Origin of the sequence: Bradyrhizobium sp. USDA 327, assembly GCF_041262065.1 — a bacterium.
GTDB classification, from domain to species: domain Bacteria; phylum Pseudomonadota; class Alphaproteobacteria; order Rhizobiales; family Xanthobacteraceae; genus Bradyrhizobium; species Bradyrhizobium liaoningense.
On record NZ_JBGCCW010000001.1, the window covers coordinates 1,268,934 to 1,286,600 of the forward strand.

At 65.7% G+C, this 17,667-nt stretch carries 11 protein-coding genes and 2 pseudogenes; 5 read left to right on the forward strand and 8 right to left on the reverse strand.

Features of this window, described 5'->3' with window-relative positions:
* Nucleotides 1-46: 46 nt before the first annotated feature.
* Nucleotides 47-1,775 (forward strand): annotated as a pseudogene (locus ABIA42_RS05810) (FAD-dependent oxidoreductase).
* A gap of 141 nt (nt 1,776-1,916) precedes the next feature.
* Here ABIA42_RS05810 and ABIA42_RS05815 read toward each other — a convergent pair.
* On the reverse strand, nt 1,917-5,393 hold the full coding sequence (locus ABIA42_RS05815; protein ID WP_370114964.1) for an indolepyruvate ferredoxin oxidoreductase family protein: 3,477 nt from the start codon (nt 5,391-5,393) through the stop codon (nt 1,917-1,919).
* Between the two features lie 163 nt (nt 5,394-5,556).
* Between ABIA42_RS05815 and ABIA42_RS05820 the strand changes: the two genes are divergently transcribed.
* The 3 genes and pseudogenes from ABIA42_RS05820 to ABIA42_RS05830 all read left to right on the forward strand — a co-directional run bounded on the left by ABIA42_RS05820 (nt 5,557) and on the right by ABIA42_RS05830 (nt 9,230).
* Nucleotides 5,557-6,510 carry a hypothetical protein gene (locus ABIA42_RS05820; RefSeq protein WP_370114962.1) on the forward strand — a complete coding sequence of 318 codons (954 nt, stop codon included), beginning with the start codon at nt 5,557-5,559 and terminating at the stop codon, nt 6,508-6,510.
* Nucleotides 6,511-6,851: 341 nt separating this feature from the next.
* Entirely contained in the window at nt 6,852-7,565 is a 714-nt protein-coding gene (locus ABIA42_RS05825; RefSeq protein WP_370114960.1) for a cysteine hydrolase family protein, read from the forward strand.
* Nucleotides 7,562-9,230, forward strand: a pseudogene (locus ABIA42_RS05830) (regulator). The gene ABIA42_RS05825 and the pseudogene ABIA42_RS05830 overlap by 4 nt, the downstream one beginning before the upstream one ends.
* A gap of 53 nt (nt 9,231-9,283) precedes the next feature.
* On the opposite strand, the gene soxA reads toward ABIA42_RS05830, so the two are convergent.
* The 7 genes from soxA to ABIA42_RS05865 form a co-directional block, all read right to left on the reverse strand.
* Nucleotides 9,284-10,063, reverse strand: a complete 780-nt coding sequence (soxA, locus tag ABIA42_RS05835; RefSeq protein WP_271530266.1) for a sulfur oxidation c-type cytochrome SoxA — start codon at nt 10,061-10,063, stop codon at nt 9,284-9,286.
* Nucleotides 10,060-10,377 (reverse strand): thiosulfate oxidation carrier complex protein SoxZ, encoded by a 318-nt coding sequence (gene soxZ, locus ABIA42_RS05840; RefSeq protein WP_271530067.1) that lies wholly within the window; start codon nt 10,375-10,377, stop codon nt 10,060-10,062. Before soxZ ends, soxA begins: the two co-directional genes overlap by 4 nt.
* The gene (locus ABIA42_RS05845; protein ID WP_271530066.1) at nt 10,377-10,844 is read right to left on the reverse strand and encodes a SoxY-related AACIE arm protein; all 468 of its coding nucleotides are present in this window, start codon (nt 10,842-10,844) and stop codon (nt 10,377-10,379) included. The genes soxZ and ABIA42_RS05845 overlap by 1 nt, the downstream gene beginning before the upstream one ends.
* A gap of 4 nt (nt 10,845-10,848) precedes the next feature.
* Entirely contained in the window at nt 10,849-11,277 is a 429-nt protein-coding gene (gene soxX / locus ABIA42_RS05850; RefSeq protein WP_271530265.1) for a sulfur oxidation c-type cytochrome SoxX, read from the reverse strand.
* Nucleotides 11,278-11,481: 204 nt separating this feature from the next.
* Entirely contained in the window at nt 11,482-12,753 is a 1,272-nt protein-coding gene (locus tag ABIA42_RS05855; protein WP_370114955.1) for an FCSD flavin-binding domain-containing protein, read from the reverse strand.
* A gap of 105 nt (nt 12,754-12,858) precedes the next feature.
* Nucleotides 12,859-15,045 (reverse strand): molybdopterin cofactor-binding domain-containing protein, encoded by a 2,187-nt coding sequence (locus ABIA42_RS05860; RefSeq protein WP_370114953.1) that lies wholly within the window; start codon nt 15,043-15,045, stop codon nt 12,859-12,861.
* A gap of 11 nt (nt 15,046-15,056) precedes the next feature.
* A complete protein-coding gene (locus tag ABIA42_RS05865; protein WP_271530063.1) occupies nt 15,057-15,506 on the reverse strand; it encodes a (2Fe-2S)-binding protein in 450 nt (149 codons plus the stop codon).
* 340 nt (nt 15,507-15,846) lie between these two features.
* Here ABIA42_RS05865 and ABIA42_RS05870 point away from each other — a divergent pair, with 340 nt between their 5' ends.
* Nucleotides 15,847-17,466 (forward strand): B12-binding domain-containing radical SAM protein, encoded by a 1,620-nt coding sequence (locus ABIA42_RS05870; RefSeq protein ID WP_028180375.1) that lies wholly within the window; start codon nt 15,847-15,849, stop codon nt 17,464-17,466.
* Nucleotides 17,467-17,667: the final 201 nt, after the last annotated feature.

Consider the following 17,667-nt stretch of genomic DNA (forward strand, 5'->3'; position numbering starts at 1 on the left):
GGGCGCGGTATGACACCGTCATGCCTCGCTCACGGAAGCTGGCCGCATGATGCCGGCGCACGAGACCTACGACGTCATTGTCATCGGCGCCGGTGCCGGTGGCATGACGGCCGCGGCCGTCGCCGCCGCCGAAGGCCTGCGCGTGCTGGTGGTCGAGAAGACCGCCTTCGTCGGCGGCACCACCGCGTGGTCTGGCGGCATGGTCTGGATCCCCGCCAACCCCAGGATGAAAGAGGCGGGACTTTCCGACAGCGTCACCGATGCAGTCCGGTATCTGTCGAGCACGGTCCCCGAGCCCGCCAATGCCGGCCTGCGCGCCGCCTTCCTCGCGCGCGGGCCGGAGGCGATCGCCTATCTCGAAGCCAACACCGAGGTGCGCCTTCCAGCCGGTGAAGGCCTGTCCGGACTATTATCCGGAGCGGCTGGGGGCGACGCCCGGCGGCCGCGTGCTGGAGCCGGTTGTTTTCGACGGCGCACGGCTGGGAAAGGGTTTCGCGCGATTGCGGCCACCGCTGCCGGAGTGCACGCGGTTCGGCGGGATGATGGTCAGCCGCCTCGACATGCCGCATCTAGGCAGGATCGGAAAGTTGCTGCGCTCGGCCTTGCGCGCGGCCCAGTTGGTTTCTGCGGATGCGTGGCAGCGCTTGCGATCGCCGCGCGGCACAACGTTGCATCGCGGCAATGCGCTCGCCGCACAGCTGTATGCCACGCTGCTGGTGCGGCAGGTCGAGATCCTCTTCAGCGCTCATGTCGAGGGCTTATCGATGCGGGACGAGCGCGTCGCCGGCGTGGTGATCCGCCACGGCGCCCGCGACCGCCTGATCGCGGCGCGCCGCGGCGTCGTGCTCGCGACCGGGGGCTTCTCGCACGATGCGAGCATGCGCAAACGCTTCTTCCCGGCCGGGGCAGGTTTTATCTCGGCGGCCACTGCGTCGGCGACGGGCGACGGGATTCGTCTGGCGACTGCGGCCGGTGCAGCGCTCAACACGGACGCGACGAACGTGGCCTATTGGGTCCCGGCCTCGCTGTTCCGCCGCACTGATGGCAGTCGCGGCGTGTTCCCGCACATGGTGACCGACCGCGCCAAGCCCGGCCTGATCGCCGTCAATGCGGCCGGCCGGCGCTTCGTCAACGAGGCGCTGTCCCACCACGAGTTCGTGCTGGCCATGCTGCGCGAGGCCAAAGGTGAGCCGGATCAGCCGTTCCACCTGATCTGCGACCGCCTGTTCCTGTGGGCTTACGGCCTCGGCCGCATCAAGCCATTCACGCGCAATTACCGGCGCTATGTAGCGAGCGGTGAGTTGATCGAGGCGGCGGATGTCGCGCAGCTTGCAGTCGAGATCGGCATCAAGCCGTCCGTGCTTGCAGCGACGATCGCCAGTTACAACGCCGCTGCGAAGGAGGGGCGCGATCCCGAGTTCGGTCGCGGCAGCACCATCTATCAGCGCCATCTCGGCGATGCCGCGCACAAGCCCAACCCTTGCGTCGCGCCGATCGTCCGCGCGCCGTTCTTCACGCTGCGCGTCTATCCGGCGGATCTCGGCACGGCCATCGGCATGACGGTGGATGCGCAAGCGCGTGTGCTGCGCAAGGACGGCACCCCGGTCGCCGGCCTCTACGCCTGCGGCAACGACATGGGCTCGATTATGAACGGCAACTATCCGGCTCCGGGCATCACGCTCGGCCCCGCGCTGACGTTCGGGTACATCGCGGGGCGGCATCTGGCTGAGGGCAGCGTGGCGCTGCCACCAAGGCTGGCCACGACACCAGTCTAGCCGTCCCCACCCCTGTCATGCCCCGCGAAAGCGGGGCATCCAGTACGCCGCGGCCCATCGAGGAATCACAGCCGTCTCGGAGTACGGGATCGCCCGGTCAAGCCGGGCGATGACACCGAGAGTGTGGCGAAACGCCTTCTCCTACTCCGCAGCGGCCGCAAAGCGGCTGTTCTCGAGCTCCGCTTCCAGCCGGGCCTTCTCCGCCGCCGCCAGCCTGATATTGGCTTCCTTGACGTGGCCGAAGCCGCGGACCGTCTCGGGCACGCGTGCAAGCCGCGCCAGCAGCGGGATCTGTGCCGCTTGCAGCCCGACGATCCGCTGATCGATCATCGCCAGGTAATCCGCGATCAGCTTCCGCTCGGTCCGGCGCTCCTCGGTGCGGCCGAACGGATCGAGCAGGCCGCCGCGCAGGAACTTGAGCTTTGCGAGCATGCGGAAGGCATGGATCATCCAGCCGCCGAACTCCTGCTTCTGCAGGTGTCCGGTCACCTTGTCGCGCTTTGCGAAGATCGGCGGGGCGAGGTGGTACTTCAGTGTGAAGTCCCCGTCGAATTTCTCCGACACCTTCCTGGCAAAGCTGCCGTCGGTGTAGAGCCGTGCGACCTCGTATTCATCCTTGTAGGACATCAGCTTGAACAGGTTCTTCGCGACGGCCTCGGTCAGCTCCGTCGACGCGGGCGAAGCTGCGCTCTCCGCCTTGCGCACCTTGGCGACCGCCGCGAGATAGCGGTCGGCGTAGGCCTTGTCCTGATAGAAGGTCAGGAACTCGGCGCGGGCTGCGATGATGTCGTCGAGCGATTTCGTTGGCGCGGATGCGCGGCTCTTGAACTGGAGCACGCTGCGCACCCGCGACATGTCGTGGGCGGCGAGACGGCCCCAGGTGAAGGCGAGCTTGTTCATCTCGATCGCGGCGCCGTTGATCTCGATGGCGCGGAGCAGGGCCTCCAGCGACAGCGGGATCGCGCCCTTCTGGAAGGCGAAGCCGAGCATGAAGGGATTGGTTGCGATGCTGTCGCCCATCAGCGCGGCGGCAATGCCCGTCGCATCGATGATGTCGAGATTCTTGTCCCCGATCGCGTCACGCAGCACGGTCTGCATCGTGCCCATTTCGAAATCGAGATCGGGGTTTTGCACGAAGCTCGCAGTCGGCTGCAGGTCGGCGTTGATGTAGGCCTTCGTCACGCCGCGCGCGGCGCGGCTGAGTGCGGTCGGGCCGGCCGAAACGATCATGTCGCAGCCGAGGATGACGTCGGCACCGCCCGTGGTGATGCGGACCGCGGAGATATCTTCCGGCTTCGGCGCGATGCGCACATGGCTCATCACCGCGCCGTTCTTCTGCGACAGGCCGGTGAAGTCGAGCGCCGAGCAGCCGCGGCCATCGACATGGGCAGCCATGCCGAGCAGCGCACCGATGGTGATGACGCCGGTGCCGCCGATGCCGGTGACGAGGATGTTGTAGGGGCCGTCGAGCTCTCGCGCCGGCGGCAGCGGCAGATCGGCGAACAATTGCCCGGAATCGACCGCCGAGGTCTTCATCCGCTTCAACGTTCCACCATGCACCGTGACAAAGCTCGGGCAGAAGCCCTCGACGCAGGAAAAGTCCTTGTTGCAGTTCGACTGGTCGATCTGACGCTTGCGGCCGAACTCGGTCTCCAGCGGCTGCACCGAGACGCAATTGGAAGCCTGCGAACAGTCACCGCAGCCTTCGCAGACGAGCTCGTTGATGAAGGCGCGCTTGGCGGGATCGGGATAGAGCCCGCGCTTGCGGCGGCGGCGCTTTTCGGCGGCGCAGGTCTGGTCGTAGACGATGACGGTGAGGCCCTTGATGTCGCGCAGCTCGCGCTGCACGGCATCGAGCTCGCGGCGGTGATGGATGGTCGCGCCCTGCGGGAAGTAGTTTCCTTGCGGATATTTGCCTGGATCGTCGGAAACGATCGCGAGCCGCTTGACGCCTTCGGCCCAGACCTGATGCGCGATCTGCGCGACGTTGAAGGCGCCTTCGGCCGGCTGGCCGCCGGTCATGGCGACGGCATCGTTGTAGAGGATCTTGTAGGTGATGTTGATGCCGGCGGCGGAAGCGGCGCGCAGCGCCAGAAGACCGGAGTGGGTATAGGTGCCGTCGCCGAGATTCTGGAAGATGTGCGTCTCGCTCGTGAAGGGCGATTGGCCGATCCAGTTCACGCCCTCGGCGCCCATATGCGAGATCAGGTCTGTCCGGCGGGTCGGCATGCTCAGGGCCATGCCGTGGCAGCCGATGCCGGCCATGGCGCGGCTGCCCTCCGGCACGCGCGTGGAGGTGTTGTGCGGGCAGCCCGAGCAGAAGAACGGCGTGCGCGCCAGCTTGATCTGCGTGCCGGTGGTGACGGGATTGTCGAAGGCCTCGAGCCGGGCGAGGCGCTGCTCCAGCACCGGGCTGTGATGGCCAAGCTTGCGCAAGCGTGCCACCAGTGCGCCCGCGACGATGGTCGGCGTCAGCTCGCCCTCGCCCGGCAGCAGCGGCGCGCCGCGCTCGTCGCGTTTTCCCGCGACGGTCGGGCGCTTCGACGCGTCGACATTGTAGAGGATGCGCATGAGCTGGTCTTCGATGAAGCCGCGCTTCTCCTCGACCACCAGCACGTCCTGAAGGCCTTCGGCGAAACGCTTGGCGCCGCTTTCCTCGAGAGGCCAGGTCAGCGCGACCTTGTAGATGCGCAAGCCCAGATCCTGCGCGTCCTTGTCCGTAATGCCCAAATCGGCGAGCGCCTGGCGCAGATCAAGATAAGCCTTGCCGGTCGCGACGATGCCGAGCCGCGCCGGCTTTGAATCGAGCACGATGCGGTCGAGCTGGTTGGCGCGGGCGAAGGCCTGGACGGCGGCCATCTTCGGGCCGAACAGGCGCTTCTCGGCTTCGAGCGGCGGATCGGGCCAGCGGATGTTGAGGCCGCCGGGCGGCATCTCGAAATCGTCGGGCAGCTTGATCTGGATACGTTCAGGGTCGCTGTAGATCGAGGCCGAACTCTCGACGGTCTCGCTGATCGCCTTGAAGCCGACCCAGCAGCCGGAGAAGCGCGACAGCGCGAAGCCGTAGAGGCCGAGGTCGAGATAGTCCTGCAGCGTCGCGGGATTGATCACCGGGATCAGCGCCGCCGCGAACACCTGCTCGCTCTGATGCGCCAGCGTCGAGGACTGGCAGCCGTGGTCGTCGCCGGCAAGCGCGAGCACGCCGCCGTTCAGCGAGGTGCCGGCTGCATTGGCATGCTTGAGCGCATCCACCGAGCGATCGACGCCGGGCCCCTTGCCGTACCAGATGCCGAACACGCCATCGACCTTGGCGCCGGGAAACAGGCCGACCTGCTGGCTGCCCCACACGGCGGTTGCAGCTAAGTCCTCGTTCAGCCCGGGGACGAAGGCAATGTCGTGCTGCTGGAGGTGCGACTTCGCCCGCCACAATGCGTGGTCGTACATGCCAAGCGGGGAACCGCGATAGCCCGAGATGAAGCCGCCGGTGTTGAGCCCCTGGAGCCGGTCGCGCTCGCGCTGCAACATGGGCAGTCGAACCAGAGCCTGCGTGCCGGACAGGAATATCCGCTTCGATTCGAGCCGGTATTTATCATCCAGCTCGACCTGCATCAGCGTCATTTCGGGAGTCCTTGTCTTTCGTTCGGCGTGGAGTTTGCGCTGCGGGAGGAAGTGCGGCGGCGCGACGCGGATTGTGACAGTCAAGAGTATGCGCCAGCGAAGTCAATATCGCTGGCCGCATCCGTGGCGCTCCTGCTAGTCATGGCTGCCTGTGGAGAGCACCATGACTGCAAACGCATTCGACACCGATATCACGGAAACGGCCGAAGCGCTGATCGGGCCGTGGCGCCAGCCGCGCCAGATGCTGCAAGCGCAAACCTACGACGCGCACGCCTCCATCCACGACGACGCCACCGCCCAGAAGCTCGGCTTCAAGGGCGGCACCATCGAAGGACCGACCCATTTCAGCCAGTTCGCTCCGCTCGGCGAACGGCTATGGGGTCGTGCCTGGTTCGAGACGGGCTGCCTTTCCGCGCATTATCGCAGCGTCTGCTACGAAGGTGAGGAGGTGCAGGCGATCCTGTCGAAGCCATTGCCCGGCACGAGCCAGTGCCAGATTCAGATGGTCAAGCGCGACGGCATCGAGGTGCTGCGCGGTACGGCCTCGGCCGCCGATGCGCCGGTTGCGACCGCGCTCGAGACGCGCCTCGGCGAGCTCAAGCCGCTCATCGATCCCGTAATCCTGCGCGATGTGAAGGTGGCGCAGACCGGCAAGCGGCAGTCGGTGCGCATGGCCTTCGATCAGACCATGGGCGACCTCTACCCGTTCTCACTCCGGCAGAAGCTCGCCGTCATCACCGAGAGTTCGCCCTACTACTCGGGCGCGGATAATCCGTGGGGCAAGCCTATCATCCCGATGGAGATGCTGAGCGTGCTGTTCCAGTACCGCTCCAAGGACGATCCGCTGCCGGCCAAGGGCCCGGCCGTCGGCCTGTTCGCCGACCAGGAGATCCGCCTCGTGAGGGGCCCGCTCTTCGTCGACGAGGCGTACGAAGTCGAGCGCGAGGTCGTTGCGCTCTCCGGCAGCCGACGTACCGAGAGCGCCTGGGTGAAGACACGCGTGTTCGACAAGACGGGCGCGATGGTGGCGACCATGCTGCTGAACATGGCGACGCTGAAGGATTCCTATGCGCCGTATGAGGAAGAGTATCGGCGGCTGTATGGGGCTGGGCGGTAGGGGCAAGGCGTCGCCACACACGTGCGTCGTCATTCCGGGGCGACGCGTAGCGTCGAGCCCGGAATCCATTTCACCTCGGGTACTGCGGCCCGATGGATTCCGGGCTCGCGACTGCGTCGCGCCCCGGAATGACGGCTGGTGAAAGTCTCGCCGCCGCTTAAGCATTGAGCAAATGCACGCCGTAAAACCGCCGCACAGCGAATGAGCACACGCGCTCTCGTCTCATAACATTTTGACATAGCAGCGAATTTCTCGAATCTCTCCTTCCTATCGCTATTGTACACAATGGCACGGCGCTTGCAGAACTCCTGGCCAAGAGAGTTCTCGCGGGGGTCTGCGTCATGTTGAACTCAGTCAAGCCGGCAAAGGGCGTCATCAGCGCCGAGCCCGAGCCGATCACGCTCGACTGGCCCGCCACCGCGCTCCTCATCATCGACATGCAGCGGGACTTCATGGAGCCCGGCGGCTTCGGCGAAACGCTCGGCAACGATGTCAGCCAGCTTGCGCGCGCGGTGAAGCCGATCGGCGCGGTGCTGACGGCGGCGCGCGACACCGGCATGCTGGTCATACATACGCGCGAGGGGCATCTGCCCGATCTCTCCGACGCACCGCCGGCGAAAGTCGAGCGCGGCGCGCCGAGCCTTCGCATCGGCGATCCCGGCCCGATGGGGCGCATTCTCATTCGCGGTGAGGCCGGTCACGACATCATTCCCGAGCTCTATCCGCTCGACAGTGAAATCGTGATCGACAAGCCGGGCAAGGGCGCCTTCTACGCCACCGAGCTCGACGATGTCCTGGAGAAACACGGTATCGAGAATCTCCTGGTGTGCGGCGTCACGACAGAAGTGTGCGTCAACACCACCGTGCGCGAGGCCAATGACCGCGGCTATCGCTGCGTCGTCATCTCCGACGGCTGCGCATCCTACTTCCCCGAATTTCACGAGATGGGCCTGAAGATGATCAAGGCCCAGGGCGGCATCTTCGGCTGGGTCGCGAGCTCAGCCGCAGTCCTGGAGGCGATGAAGAGTTCGACCACTTTAGGGGTGACATCATGAGCACATTGACGGGGACGGCCGGCAAATCTGATCTGAACACGTCCGGGTTCAAACCGGCGCTATGGACATCGGGCGACTGGAACGCGCTTTTCGGCTTCGGCACCAACATCCTCGTCAACATGCTGGTGCTCACGGGCCTCTTGCGCTTCGTGCTCAAGATGCCTGATAGCCTCGTGTTCGGCCGCATCCTGCCTGCCCTCGGGCTGATGATGTGCCTGTCCACCTTCTATTATGCGTATCTCGCGTACCGGCTGGCGCAGAAGACCGGCCGCAACGACGTCTGCGCGCTGCCTTCCGGCGTCAGCGTGCCGCACATGTTCATCGTCACCTTCGTGATCATGCTGCCGATCACGCTCAAGACCGGCGACCCGCTCAAGGGCTGGTCGGCGGGCCTCGTCTGGGTGTTCTTCCAGAGCTTCATTCTCATGATCGGCGGCTTCATCGCGCCGCTCATCCGCAGGATCACGCCGCGCGCAGCGCTGCTCGGCACGCTTGCCGGCGTTTCCGTCACCTTCATCTCGATGCGGCCGGCGCTCGAAATGTACATGACGCCGCAGATTGGTCTGGTCTGCTTCGCCATCATCCTGGTGAGCTGGTTCGGTGGCGTGAAATACTGGCGCGGCATTCCGGCGGGTCTCGTCGCCATCGCAGCCGGCATGATCATCGCATGGGGCTCCAACCTGTTCGGGCTCGGCCTTGGCGGATTGAGCATCGCAGGCGTTGGCGCTGCCTTCGCAAACTTCGGCTTCTCGGTGCCGATCCCGGCGGTGGGCTACGTCTTCTCCGGTTTCGAATTCCTCGGCATCATTCTGGTCACGGCCATTCCGTTCGGCATCTACGACCTCGTCGAGGCCATGGACAATGTCGAGAGCGCGGAGGCTGCCGGCGACAACTATCCGACCACGCGCGTGCTCACCGCTGACGGCGTCGTCAGCCTGATCGGCTGCCTGATGGGCAATCCCTTCATCAACGCCGTCTATATCGGCCACCCCGGCTGGAAGGCGATGGGCGGTCGGATCGGTTACTCGGCGGCGACCGGCATCATAGTGGTCGTGCTGTCGTGGTTCGGCATCATCTCGGTGCTGCTGGCGCTCGTGCCCGTCGTCGCGATCTCGCCGATCCTGCTCTATATCGGCATGCTGATCGGCGCGCAGGCGTTCCAGACCACGCCGGTCAAGCACGCGCCCGCCATCGTGCTGGCGCTGACCCCGCATCTCGCCGCCTGGGCCAAGCTTCAGATCGACACCATGCTCGGCTCGACCATGAATGCGGCGGCCACCGTGGGCGGGCTTGCCGCCGACAAGGCCGATGCGGTCAAGGCCGCCGCGATCGCCGCGCTGCCGCAGCAGGGCGTGTTCTATCATGGGCTTGAGGTGATGGGCGGCGGCTCCATCCTCGGCGGCCTCATCCTGGGCGCGATCGGCGTCTTCATCATCGAGCGGGATTTCGAGAAGGCGTCCGCCTTTGCGCTGGTCGGGGCGATCCTGACTTACTTCGGCTTCATGCATGCGCGAGGCCGTCGGCATCGGCGGCGGCTTTGGCGTGACGCCCGCGGTCGCGCTGGCCTACGCCGTGATGGCCGCCGGCCTGTTCGCCGCAAGCAAGCTCGGCGCCAGCGAACCCTACGCCGCGCATCCGGAGATGTCTGCCGCGCCGGCGGAGTAGGCGTGGACCTCAAGCGTCGAGGAACGGCCGGGCGTGTCCCGGCCGGTTTCTTTTCAGGGGCGCACGGCTGGCGTCTCCATCGGCAGGCCACGCGCCCGCGACATCAGATAGAGCTCGAGCGCGACCAACTCGGGTGAGCCGTAGCCATAGGCCTGGGCGCGGACGCCGGTCATGCAGCTGCGCAGCCGCCGCTCGAGCGATCCCAGCGTCTGCCACTCCAGCCGGTAGAGCGGATAGCCGGTCGGCTGTCCCTGCGTGATCGGCGCGCCCGCAAGCCGCTTGTCGAAATTGTCGTCATGGCAGTTGGTGCAGGCGAGGTTGAGCTGGCCCTCGCGCTGCATGAAGAGCGCGCGGCCCTGCTCGACAAACGGCTTGAGCTTTGGATCGTCACCGGCCGTGATCGCGGTGCCGCGCGACTGGTGGGCGACGAAGGCGGACAATGCGAGCAGCTCGCGATCCTCGTAGGGCAGCGGCTCCGCCTGCTGATGATCGGCGCGGCAGAGATTGATCCGCTGATCGAGCGTGACGGGACGGCCGAGTGCCTGGTCGAAGGCGGGGTAGCGCGCCGCGGCGCCTTTCATGCTGCTGCGCGCATCGCCATGACAATCCGCGCAGGCCTTGTTGGCGCTGCCGGTCTTCTTCGCCCAGAGCGCCTCGCCGTCGAGCACGAACAGCATGCCGGGATTGGCGGTGTCGTCGTCCTGCATGGCGCGCGTGTCCGGGCCCATGAAGGTGTAGCCGGAGCGGCGCGCATCGGGCGGGATTTCACCGGCGAGCAGGGCAGGGGCTGCGGCGAACAAGGTTGCCACCGCTATCGCGCGCCAGGAGATCATTCGACCGTGATCGATGCCGACGCGGTTGTCGAATAGCCGTTGTCGCCGATCCATTCGAACTCGAACCTGCCGCTGTCCTTCGCGACCGTGAAGAACGACAAGTACGGGTTCGCCGCGATCGCCGGAAAAAGATCGGCGCGAAAAATCTCCGTGCCGTTGTAGCGACATGCAAAACTCGTGATGATGTCGCGCGGCACCAGCTTGCCGTCGGCGGTGTGGCGGAAGCCGGTCTCCATGATGTGCGAGGTCAGCGTGCGGATCTCGATGATGTCGCCGCGTTTGGCCTTTGCCGGAACGTTGATGAGGGCGGCCATCAGTTCGTCTCCTCGGTGCAGGCGGCCAACGTCACGACGACGTCGGCGGCAATTTGCCAGAACGTGTCGTCGGAGAGATGCGCGATCGCGACGACCTTCTGCGTGTCGGCGAGCCGGATCCGGGTCGAGACCTGGGCTCGGCCGGAGGAGGGGCCGAAATAGAAATTGCCGATGTTCGGCTGCGGGTTCTTTTCGTTGAAGACGTGGATGCTCTTGACGTGGTCATCGGCCGTCATCGGGCTTGCAACGCTCACCGTCATCGGCACCGTGTTGCCGTTCTCGACCAGCGGCGGAATGTCGAGCTTCACCCTGCCGCTGCGAATCTGTGCTTCGCCGACGACGTTGCGGATCGCGGTGTTGAGCATCGCCGGTGTCGCCTCGAGCGGCCGCAGGGTGACGATCGGGATCGTGCCGGCGACTGTCACGCCGCCGGCGAGGCCCAGGAATTGTCGTCGCGTGGTTGGCATGACCCTAGTCCCGAAGCGTTGCAAGAAAAGCCACGATGTCCTCGATCTCCGCAGCCGACAAGATCGGCTTGCCGGCGAAGTTGCGTCCGACGCGGACGAGGCCGCCGGCGCGATAGTAGGACGGCATGATGGTCTGCGGGTTGAAGCGCGAGGCATCGACCAGTCGAAGCCGCAACTGGTTTACCGACCACCGGTTCCCGGCGCCGGTGAGATCTGGCGCGAGATCACCCTGGAACCGCGTTTCCGGAAATGGGCCGGAATGGCAGAGAATGCAGGTCGTGGTGCGCGCCAGCACCAGCGCGCGGCCGCGCGCGGCATCGCCAGGGGAGCCTGTGAGCGAGGCTGGAATGCCGTCGTTGACGATTGTGTAGGGGACAAGCTCGTTCGCCTTGGTTGATGACAGTGCGAGGCAGGCTGCAATAAGTACAGCAATCGCAGATGTCGGACGGGATGCACGGTGCCGCCGCGAACTCCACTTACCTCTCCCGCTTGCGGGAGAGGTCGCTGCGCAGCGGCGGGTGAGGGCTCTTTCCTCTTGGGAGTTCTCGCGGGTGGAGACACCCTCTCCCCAACCCTCCCCCGCAGGCGGGGGAGGGGGCGCACCTTGTTCGTGGTGACAGCCTGCTCTCATCTTGCGTTAGCCAAAGGTGTCCGCCGTGATGGTCTGAAACCATCGCTCGGCCTCGGCTGCCTCGCGCGCGCGCAATTCGCGCGGCGCATCGACCGGGCTGGTCGCGCCGCCCTCGACCTCGGCGAAGATGTCGCCCCTGGGCTGGTAGTTGCCGGCGAGCGAGAAGCCATAGCCGGGCGCGACGGTGCTGTAGCAGACCCCTGTGAGTCGTGGCGCCTCCGGTGTGCGACCCGCGAGCAGGCTAACGATCGCGCTAGCGCCGGCCTTGCCCTGCGCGGTTGCAGCGGAGGCCGATTTTGGGATGCCGCCGCCAAGGCAGGCGTCGCCAATGACGTGAATGTTCGGGACAAGTTTCGACTCGAATGTGACAGGATCGATCGGGCACCAGCCGGTCGCATCCGCAACGCCCGCGACCGCCGCAATGCGGCCGGCGCGTTGCGGTGGGATGACGTTGGCGACATCAGGGGTGTAGTTGCCGAATTCGGTGACGATGGTCTTGGTCGCGGCATCGATTGAGGTGACGCGGCCGCCTTGCGAGAGGGCGACGCGCTCGATCATGTCGCCGTAGAGTTCCTTCCATGCCTGTTCGAACAGTCGCTGCAGGGAGAAGGTGTCCTTGGCATCGAGGATCAGAACTTTCGAGCGCGCCTTCTTCGTCTTCAGGTAATGCGCGATCAGGCCTGCGCGCTCGTAAGGCGCGGGCGGGCAACGAGAGGGATTGGCCGGGATGGCAATGGCGACGGTGCCGCCGTCCGGCATCGCTTCGAGTTGCCTGCGGAGCAAAAGCGTTTGCGCGCCGGCCTTCCAGGCGTGCGGCATCGTCTCCGACGCGGCCTCGTCGTAGCCGGGCAGGGCATCGAGATGGAAGTCGATGCCGGGCGAGAGCACGAGCCGGTCATAGCCAAACGCGGTGCCATCGCGCGTGGTCACGCGACGCTCTTGCGCGTCGATGGCCGTCGCAGCCTGTGCGACGACGGTGATGCCAGCGGCGGCGAGCCTGTCGTAGCCGAACTGCTGCGCGTCGATCTCGCGCAGGCCCGCGATCACCTCGTTGCTGAAGGGGCAGGAGATGTAGGTCTTGTTCGGCTCGATCAGGGTGACCTGCAATCTGGCGTCGGCGCGCTTGAGCGCGCGGGCGCAAGCCGCGCCGCCAAAGCCGCCGCCGACCACGACGACGCGGCCCGCCGATTGCGCGCGCAGGACCGAAGGTGCGGCGAGCGATGTGGCCGCGACGGCGATGCCGAGGACGGCATTCCGCCGCGTCACCGGCGCATTCATGAGGCTTGTCCGGAAAATGCTGCGGCGGCCGGCGTGGCCGCCGCGAGTCGTTGTTTGAGCATGATCTTTTTCGGAAAACCGCTTCGCACTTTTCCGGATCATGCTTTACGCGAAGGTGATGTTCTGGTCCCGCAGCGGTACCGAGCGGATGCGCTTGCCGGTCGCGGCGAAGTACGCATTGAGCACGGCCGGGGCCGCGACGCCGATGGTCGGCTCGCCGACACCGCCCCAGAACCCGCCGCTCGGCACCATCACCGATTCCACCTTCGGCATCTCGTTGATGCGCATCGAGTTGTAGGTGTCGAAGTTGGTCTGCTCGATCTTGCCGTCCTTGACGGTGCAGCCGCCATAGAACAGCGCGGAGAGACCATAGACGAAAGAGCCCGCGATCTGCCGCTCCACCTGCGCCGGATTGACGACGTAGCCGGGATCGGTGGAGGCGACGATGCGATGCACCTTGATCTTGCTGCCGTCGGTCACCGAGATCTCGGCGGCGCCGGCGACATAGCTACCGTAGCCCATGACCTGCGCGATGCCGCGATAGACGCCCTGCGGCGCCGGCGTGTCCCAGCCGATCTTCTCGGCCACGGCATTGAGCACCGCGAGGTGCTTGGGGTGATGGCCCATCAGCTTGCGGCGGAATTCGAGTGGGTCCTGGCCTGCGGCCTGGGCCAGCTCGTCCATGAAGCATTCCATGTAGATCGCATTGTGATTGACGTTGACGCCGCGCCAGAAGCCCGGCGGAACGTGCGGGTTGCGCATCGCATGCTCGATCAGCAGGTTCGGCACCGAATAGCCGAACGCGGCGTCTCCGGACTGGGCGACGCCCTGGAACGCGACGGGATCCATGCCGTTCTGCAGCGCTTCGGGGCGAAGCGAGAACAGGATCGACTGGCCGGACAGGCGGTAGTGCAGCGCGATCAGATTGTTGTTGGCGTCGAACGCGCCGGTCATCTTGCACTGGGTGATCGGGTGATACCTGCCCTGCGCCATGTCCTCTTCGCGCGACCACAACAGCTTGATCGGCGTGCCCGGCATCTGCTTGGCGATCATGACCGCCTGGCGCACATAGTCGGTCTGACCGCGCCGGCCGAAGCCGCCGCCTGGCATCACCTTGTGCACGTCGCACTTCTCTGCCGGCAGGCCGGAAGCCTCCAGCACGGCAGCGAAGGCCGCCTCGCCATTCTGCGTGCCGCACCAGACCTCGCATTTGTCCGCCGTGTAGATCGCGGTGGCGTTCATCGGCTCCATGGTGGCGTGGTTCTGGTAGGGATAGCTGTAGACGGCCTCGACCTTTTTCGCGGCGCCGGCGATCGCCGCCTTGGCGTCGCCGTTCTTGTTGCCGACATAGGCCGGCTGCGCGTCGTCGAGCCCCTCGGCCAGCCACTTCGCAATCGACGCACTGGAGACCTTGGCGTTGTCGCCCTCGTCCCAGACGATCGGCAGCGCCTCCAGTGCGGTCTTGGCGTGCCACCAGGTGTCGGCAACGACGGCGACCGCGGTATCGCCGACCTTGACCACCTTCTTGACGCCTTTCATGCCGGCAATCTTGGTGTCGTCGAAGCTCTTCAGCTTGCCGCCGAACACCGGGCAGTCCTTGATCGCGGCGTTCAGCATGCCCGGCAGCTTGACGTCGATGCCGTAGATCATGGCGCCGGTGGTCTTGTCGACGGTGTCGAGCCGCTTCACGCCCTTGCCGATCAGCTTCCAGTCCTTCGGATCCTTCAGCTTGACGTCCGCTGGCGGCGTCAGCTTCGCCGCAGCCTCGGCGACCTTGCCGTAGGTCGTGGTCCGGCCCGAGCGTGTATGGGTGATGACGCTGTTCGCGGCCGTGCATTCGGAGGCCGGCACTTTCCACGCATCGGCGGCGGCCTGGATCAGCATCACGCGCGCGGTGGCGCCGCCCTTGCGGACATAGTCCTGCGAAGAACGGATGCCGCGGCTGCCGCCGGTCGAGAAATCGCCCCAGACGCGCTTGCGCGCGACGCTCTGGCCCGGGGTCGGATATTCGGTCGTGACCTTGGTCCAGTCGCATTCGAGCTCTTCGGCGACGAGCTGGGCGAGACCGGTGAGCGAGCCCTGGCCCATCTCGGAGCGGGCGATGCGGATCACCACGGTGTCGTCGGGCCTGACCACGACCCAGGCGCCGATTTCGGGCGAGCCGTCGGCGGCGCGCACCACGGCGGGGCCGCCGAAGGGGATGTCGAGGCCGATTGCAAGGCCCGCGCCGACAGCAGCGCTGCCGATGACGAAGGCACGACGGTTCATCTTGGGAGAGACGTGCTTGTTCATGGGGCGGCTCCTTACGCGCTTGCGATCGTGTGGATCGCCTCGCGCACCTGCTGGAAGGTGCCGCAGCGGCAGATGTTGGTGATGGCCTCGTCGATATCGGCGTCGGTCGGCTTCGGCTTCTCGTTAAGCAGCGCCGCCACCGCCATGATCATGCCGCTCTGGCAATAGCCGCATTGCGGCACGTCCTGGGCGATCCAGGCGTCCTGCACCTTGTGCAGCGCATCGCCTGAGGCGAGCCCTTCGATCGTGGTGATCTTCTTGCCCTCGGCCTCGCTGACCGAGATCCCGCAGGAGCGCATGGCTACGCCGTCGATGTGAACCGTGCAGGCGCCGCATTGCGCGATGCCGCAGCCGTATTTGGTGCCGGTCAGGCCGGCATTCTCGCGGATCGCCCAGAGCAGCGGCGTATCCGGCTCGACGTCGAGGGTGAAGGGTTTTCCGTTGATTGTTAGGTTTGCCATCGCAAGTCCCTGATTGGCCCAATCCACCGATTGAACTCAGGGGCGCAATCTGTCCGGCAAACTGGAACTGTTCAAATCAACACTCCGAGGGCTAGCCGGGATGCATAGCCCGGCCGCGTGAGAGTATGGACCGCGGCGCTGTTTTGCCTCATCCCTTCGTCAATCGATTCGGGTTGACGTCTCCTCCATGGGCGCCAATCCGCGGCCTCAGGCGACGACCGGCCGTCAAGGCCGGTTCCAGGCCCGGGTCGCGCCCTGCGCAGCGGCGACAGTTTGTCCCTTTTGCCGGGATGCAAGACGCCTCCGCTCTGGTACACTGGGCCGAAGCAAAAGGAGTTCCATGAACGTGCCGAGTCCCTGCAACGTGCTGATGCTCTACCCGCTGTTCTCGGCAGAGTCCTTCTGGAGCTTTGGCGAATCCTGCAAAGTGATGGGCGTCAAGCGCCCTGCCGCCCCCTTGGGCCTGATCACCGTCGCCGCGATGTTGCCCGAGAGCTGGACGGTCCGGCTGATCGATTGCAACACGGCGCCGCTCGGCGACGACGATCTCGCCTGGGCCGACGTCGTGTTCACCGGCGGGATGATGCCGCAGCAGGCCGACACGCTGCGCCTGATCGAGCTCTGCCGCGCCGCTGGCAAGCCGGTGGTCGTCGGCGGTCCCGATCCCACCTCGAGCCCCCACCTCTATGAGCGGGCCGACTTCCGGGTGCTCGGCGAGGCCGAGAGCGTCATCGACGAATTCATCGCGGCCTGGGAAAGCGGCGCGCGGTCCGGCGTCTTCACCGCGCCGAAATTCCAGGCCGACGTCACCAAGACGCCGGTGCCGCGTTTCGACCTGCTCAGGTTCGAAGACTATCTCTATCTCGGTGTGCAGTATTCGCGGGGCTGTCCCTTCACCTGCGAATTCTGCGACATCATCGAGCTCTACGGGCGCGTGCCGCGGACCAAGACGGTCGAGCAGATGTTCGTCGAGCTCGAGACGCTCTATCGGATGGGCTACCGCGGCCATCTCGACTTCGTCGACGACAATTTCATCGGCAACAAGAAGTCGCTGCGGCAATTCCTGCCAAGGCTCGCCGAATGGCAGCGCACGCACGGCTATCCCTTCGAATTCTCCACGGAAGCCTCGGTCAACCTCGCCGACGATCCGGAGCTGCTGGAGCTGATGGGGGCGGCCAACTTCTTCGGCATCTTCGTCGGCATCGAAAGTCCGGACCCGGCGACGCTGGTCGCGATGCGGAAGAAACAGAACACGCGGCGCAACATCGCCGAGAGCATCCACAAGATCTACGCCGCCGGCATGCTCGTCACCGCGGGCTTCATCGTCGGCTTCGACAACGAGAAGGTCTCGATGGCGGAGGCCATGATCGACTTCATCGAAGAGGCGGCGATTCCCGTCGCCATGGTCGGCCTGCTCTATGCCTTGCCGAACACGCAGCTCACGCGCCGACTCGAGCGCGAAGGCCGGCTGCATCCAGGCCACGATGTGGCGCCGACCATCGGCGCCGATCAGTGCACGGCCGGCATCAACTTCGATCCGGTCCGCCCGTTGCGCGACATCCTGATGGACTACAGGCGGGTGCTGGAGCACACCTACAGCCCGGCGGCCTATGCAGGACGCGTCGACCGCCTGATGACGCTGCTCGACCGATCCAGGCAGCGTCCCGAGCTGGCAGAAGGAGATATCCGCGCCAGGCTCGGGGCGATGGAGACGGTCCACAAGGTGGTCACCGCCCTTCCCGAGGCACGGGGGCCGCTCTGGCAGACCTTCATGAATTGCGCCAAGCGCGACACCTCGTCCGCACGCATCGCCGTGCAGATGATCGCGGCCTATGCGCATCTCGGACCGTTCTCGCGCAAGGTGATCGCGGCCATCGATGAGCGCCTGGCCGCGCTGGACGGGCACATGCCCAATCCCGTCGTGGCTATGGACGCGACCGAGGTTCGACATCTGGCCTGAGATCCGGAGAGCCTATGGGGGCCGCGGGGCGCTTTGATGCGCCGCCGGCCAGGCCCTCCGGCAATCAAAGTGGCTGTCATGTGTGAGATCCCGGCTTGACAGCCGAACAACCTCAAGCTGATCGTCATCAGGACGACGCCGGGCCTGCCATGATTTCGGTGCGCGGCTGCGTCATAGCCAGATTGGCTTAGCGGGGTTGAG

Excerpts from the sequence above, each read along its gene's own strand:
- ABIA42_RS05815 (WP_370114964.1), bottom strand. The coding sequence starts at position 5,393 with ATGACGCTGATGCAGGTCGAGCTGGATGATAAATACCGGCTCGAATCG.
- ABIA42_RS05820 (WP_370114962.1), top strand. The coding sequence starts at position 5,557 with ATGACTGCAAACGCATTCGACACCGATATCACGGAAACGGCCGAAGCG.
- ABIA42_RS05825 (WP_370114960.1), top strand. The coding sequence starts at position 6,852 with ATGTTGAACTCAGTCAAGCCGGCAAAGGGCGTCATCAGCGCCGAGCCC.
- soxA (WP_271530266.1), bottom strand. The coding sequence starts at position 10,063 with ATGATCTCCTGGCGCGCGATAGCGGTGGCAACCTTGTTCGCCGCAGCC.
- soxZ (WP_271530067.1), bottom strand. The coding sequence starts at position 10,377 with ATGGCCGCCCTCATCAACGTTCCGGCAAAGGCCAAACGCGGCGACATC.
- ABIA42_RS05845 (WP_271530066.1), bottom strand. The coding sequence starts at position 10,844 with ATGCCAACCACGCGACGACAATTCCTGGGCCTCGCCGGCGGCGTGACA.
- ABIA42_RS05855 (WP_370114955.1), bottom strand. The coding sequence starts at position 12,753 with ATGAATGCGCCGGTGACGCGGCGGAATGCCGTCCTCGGCATCGCCGTC.
- ABIA42_RS05860 (WP_370114953.1), bottom strand. The coding sequence starts at position 15,045 with ATGAACAAGCACGTCTCTCCCAAGATGAACCGTCGTGCCTTCGTCATC.
- ABIA42_RS05865 (WP_271530063.1), bottom strand. The coding sequence starts at position 15,506 with ATGGCAAACCTAACAATCAACGGAAAACCCTTCACCCTCGACGTCGAG.
- ABIA42_RS05870 (WP_028180375.1), top strand. The coding sequence starts at position 15,847 with ATGAACGTGCCGAGTCCCTGCAACGTGCTGATGCTCTACCCGCTGTTC.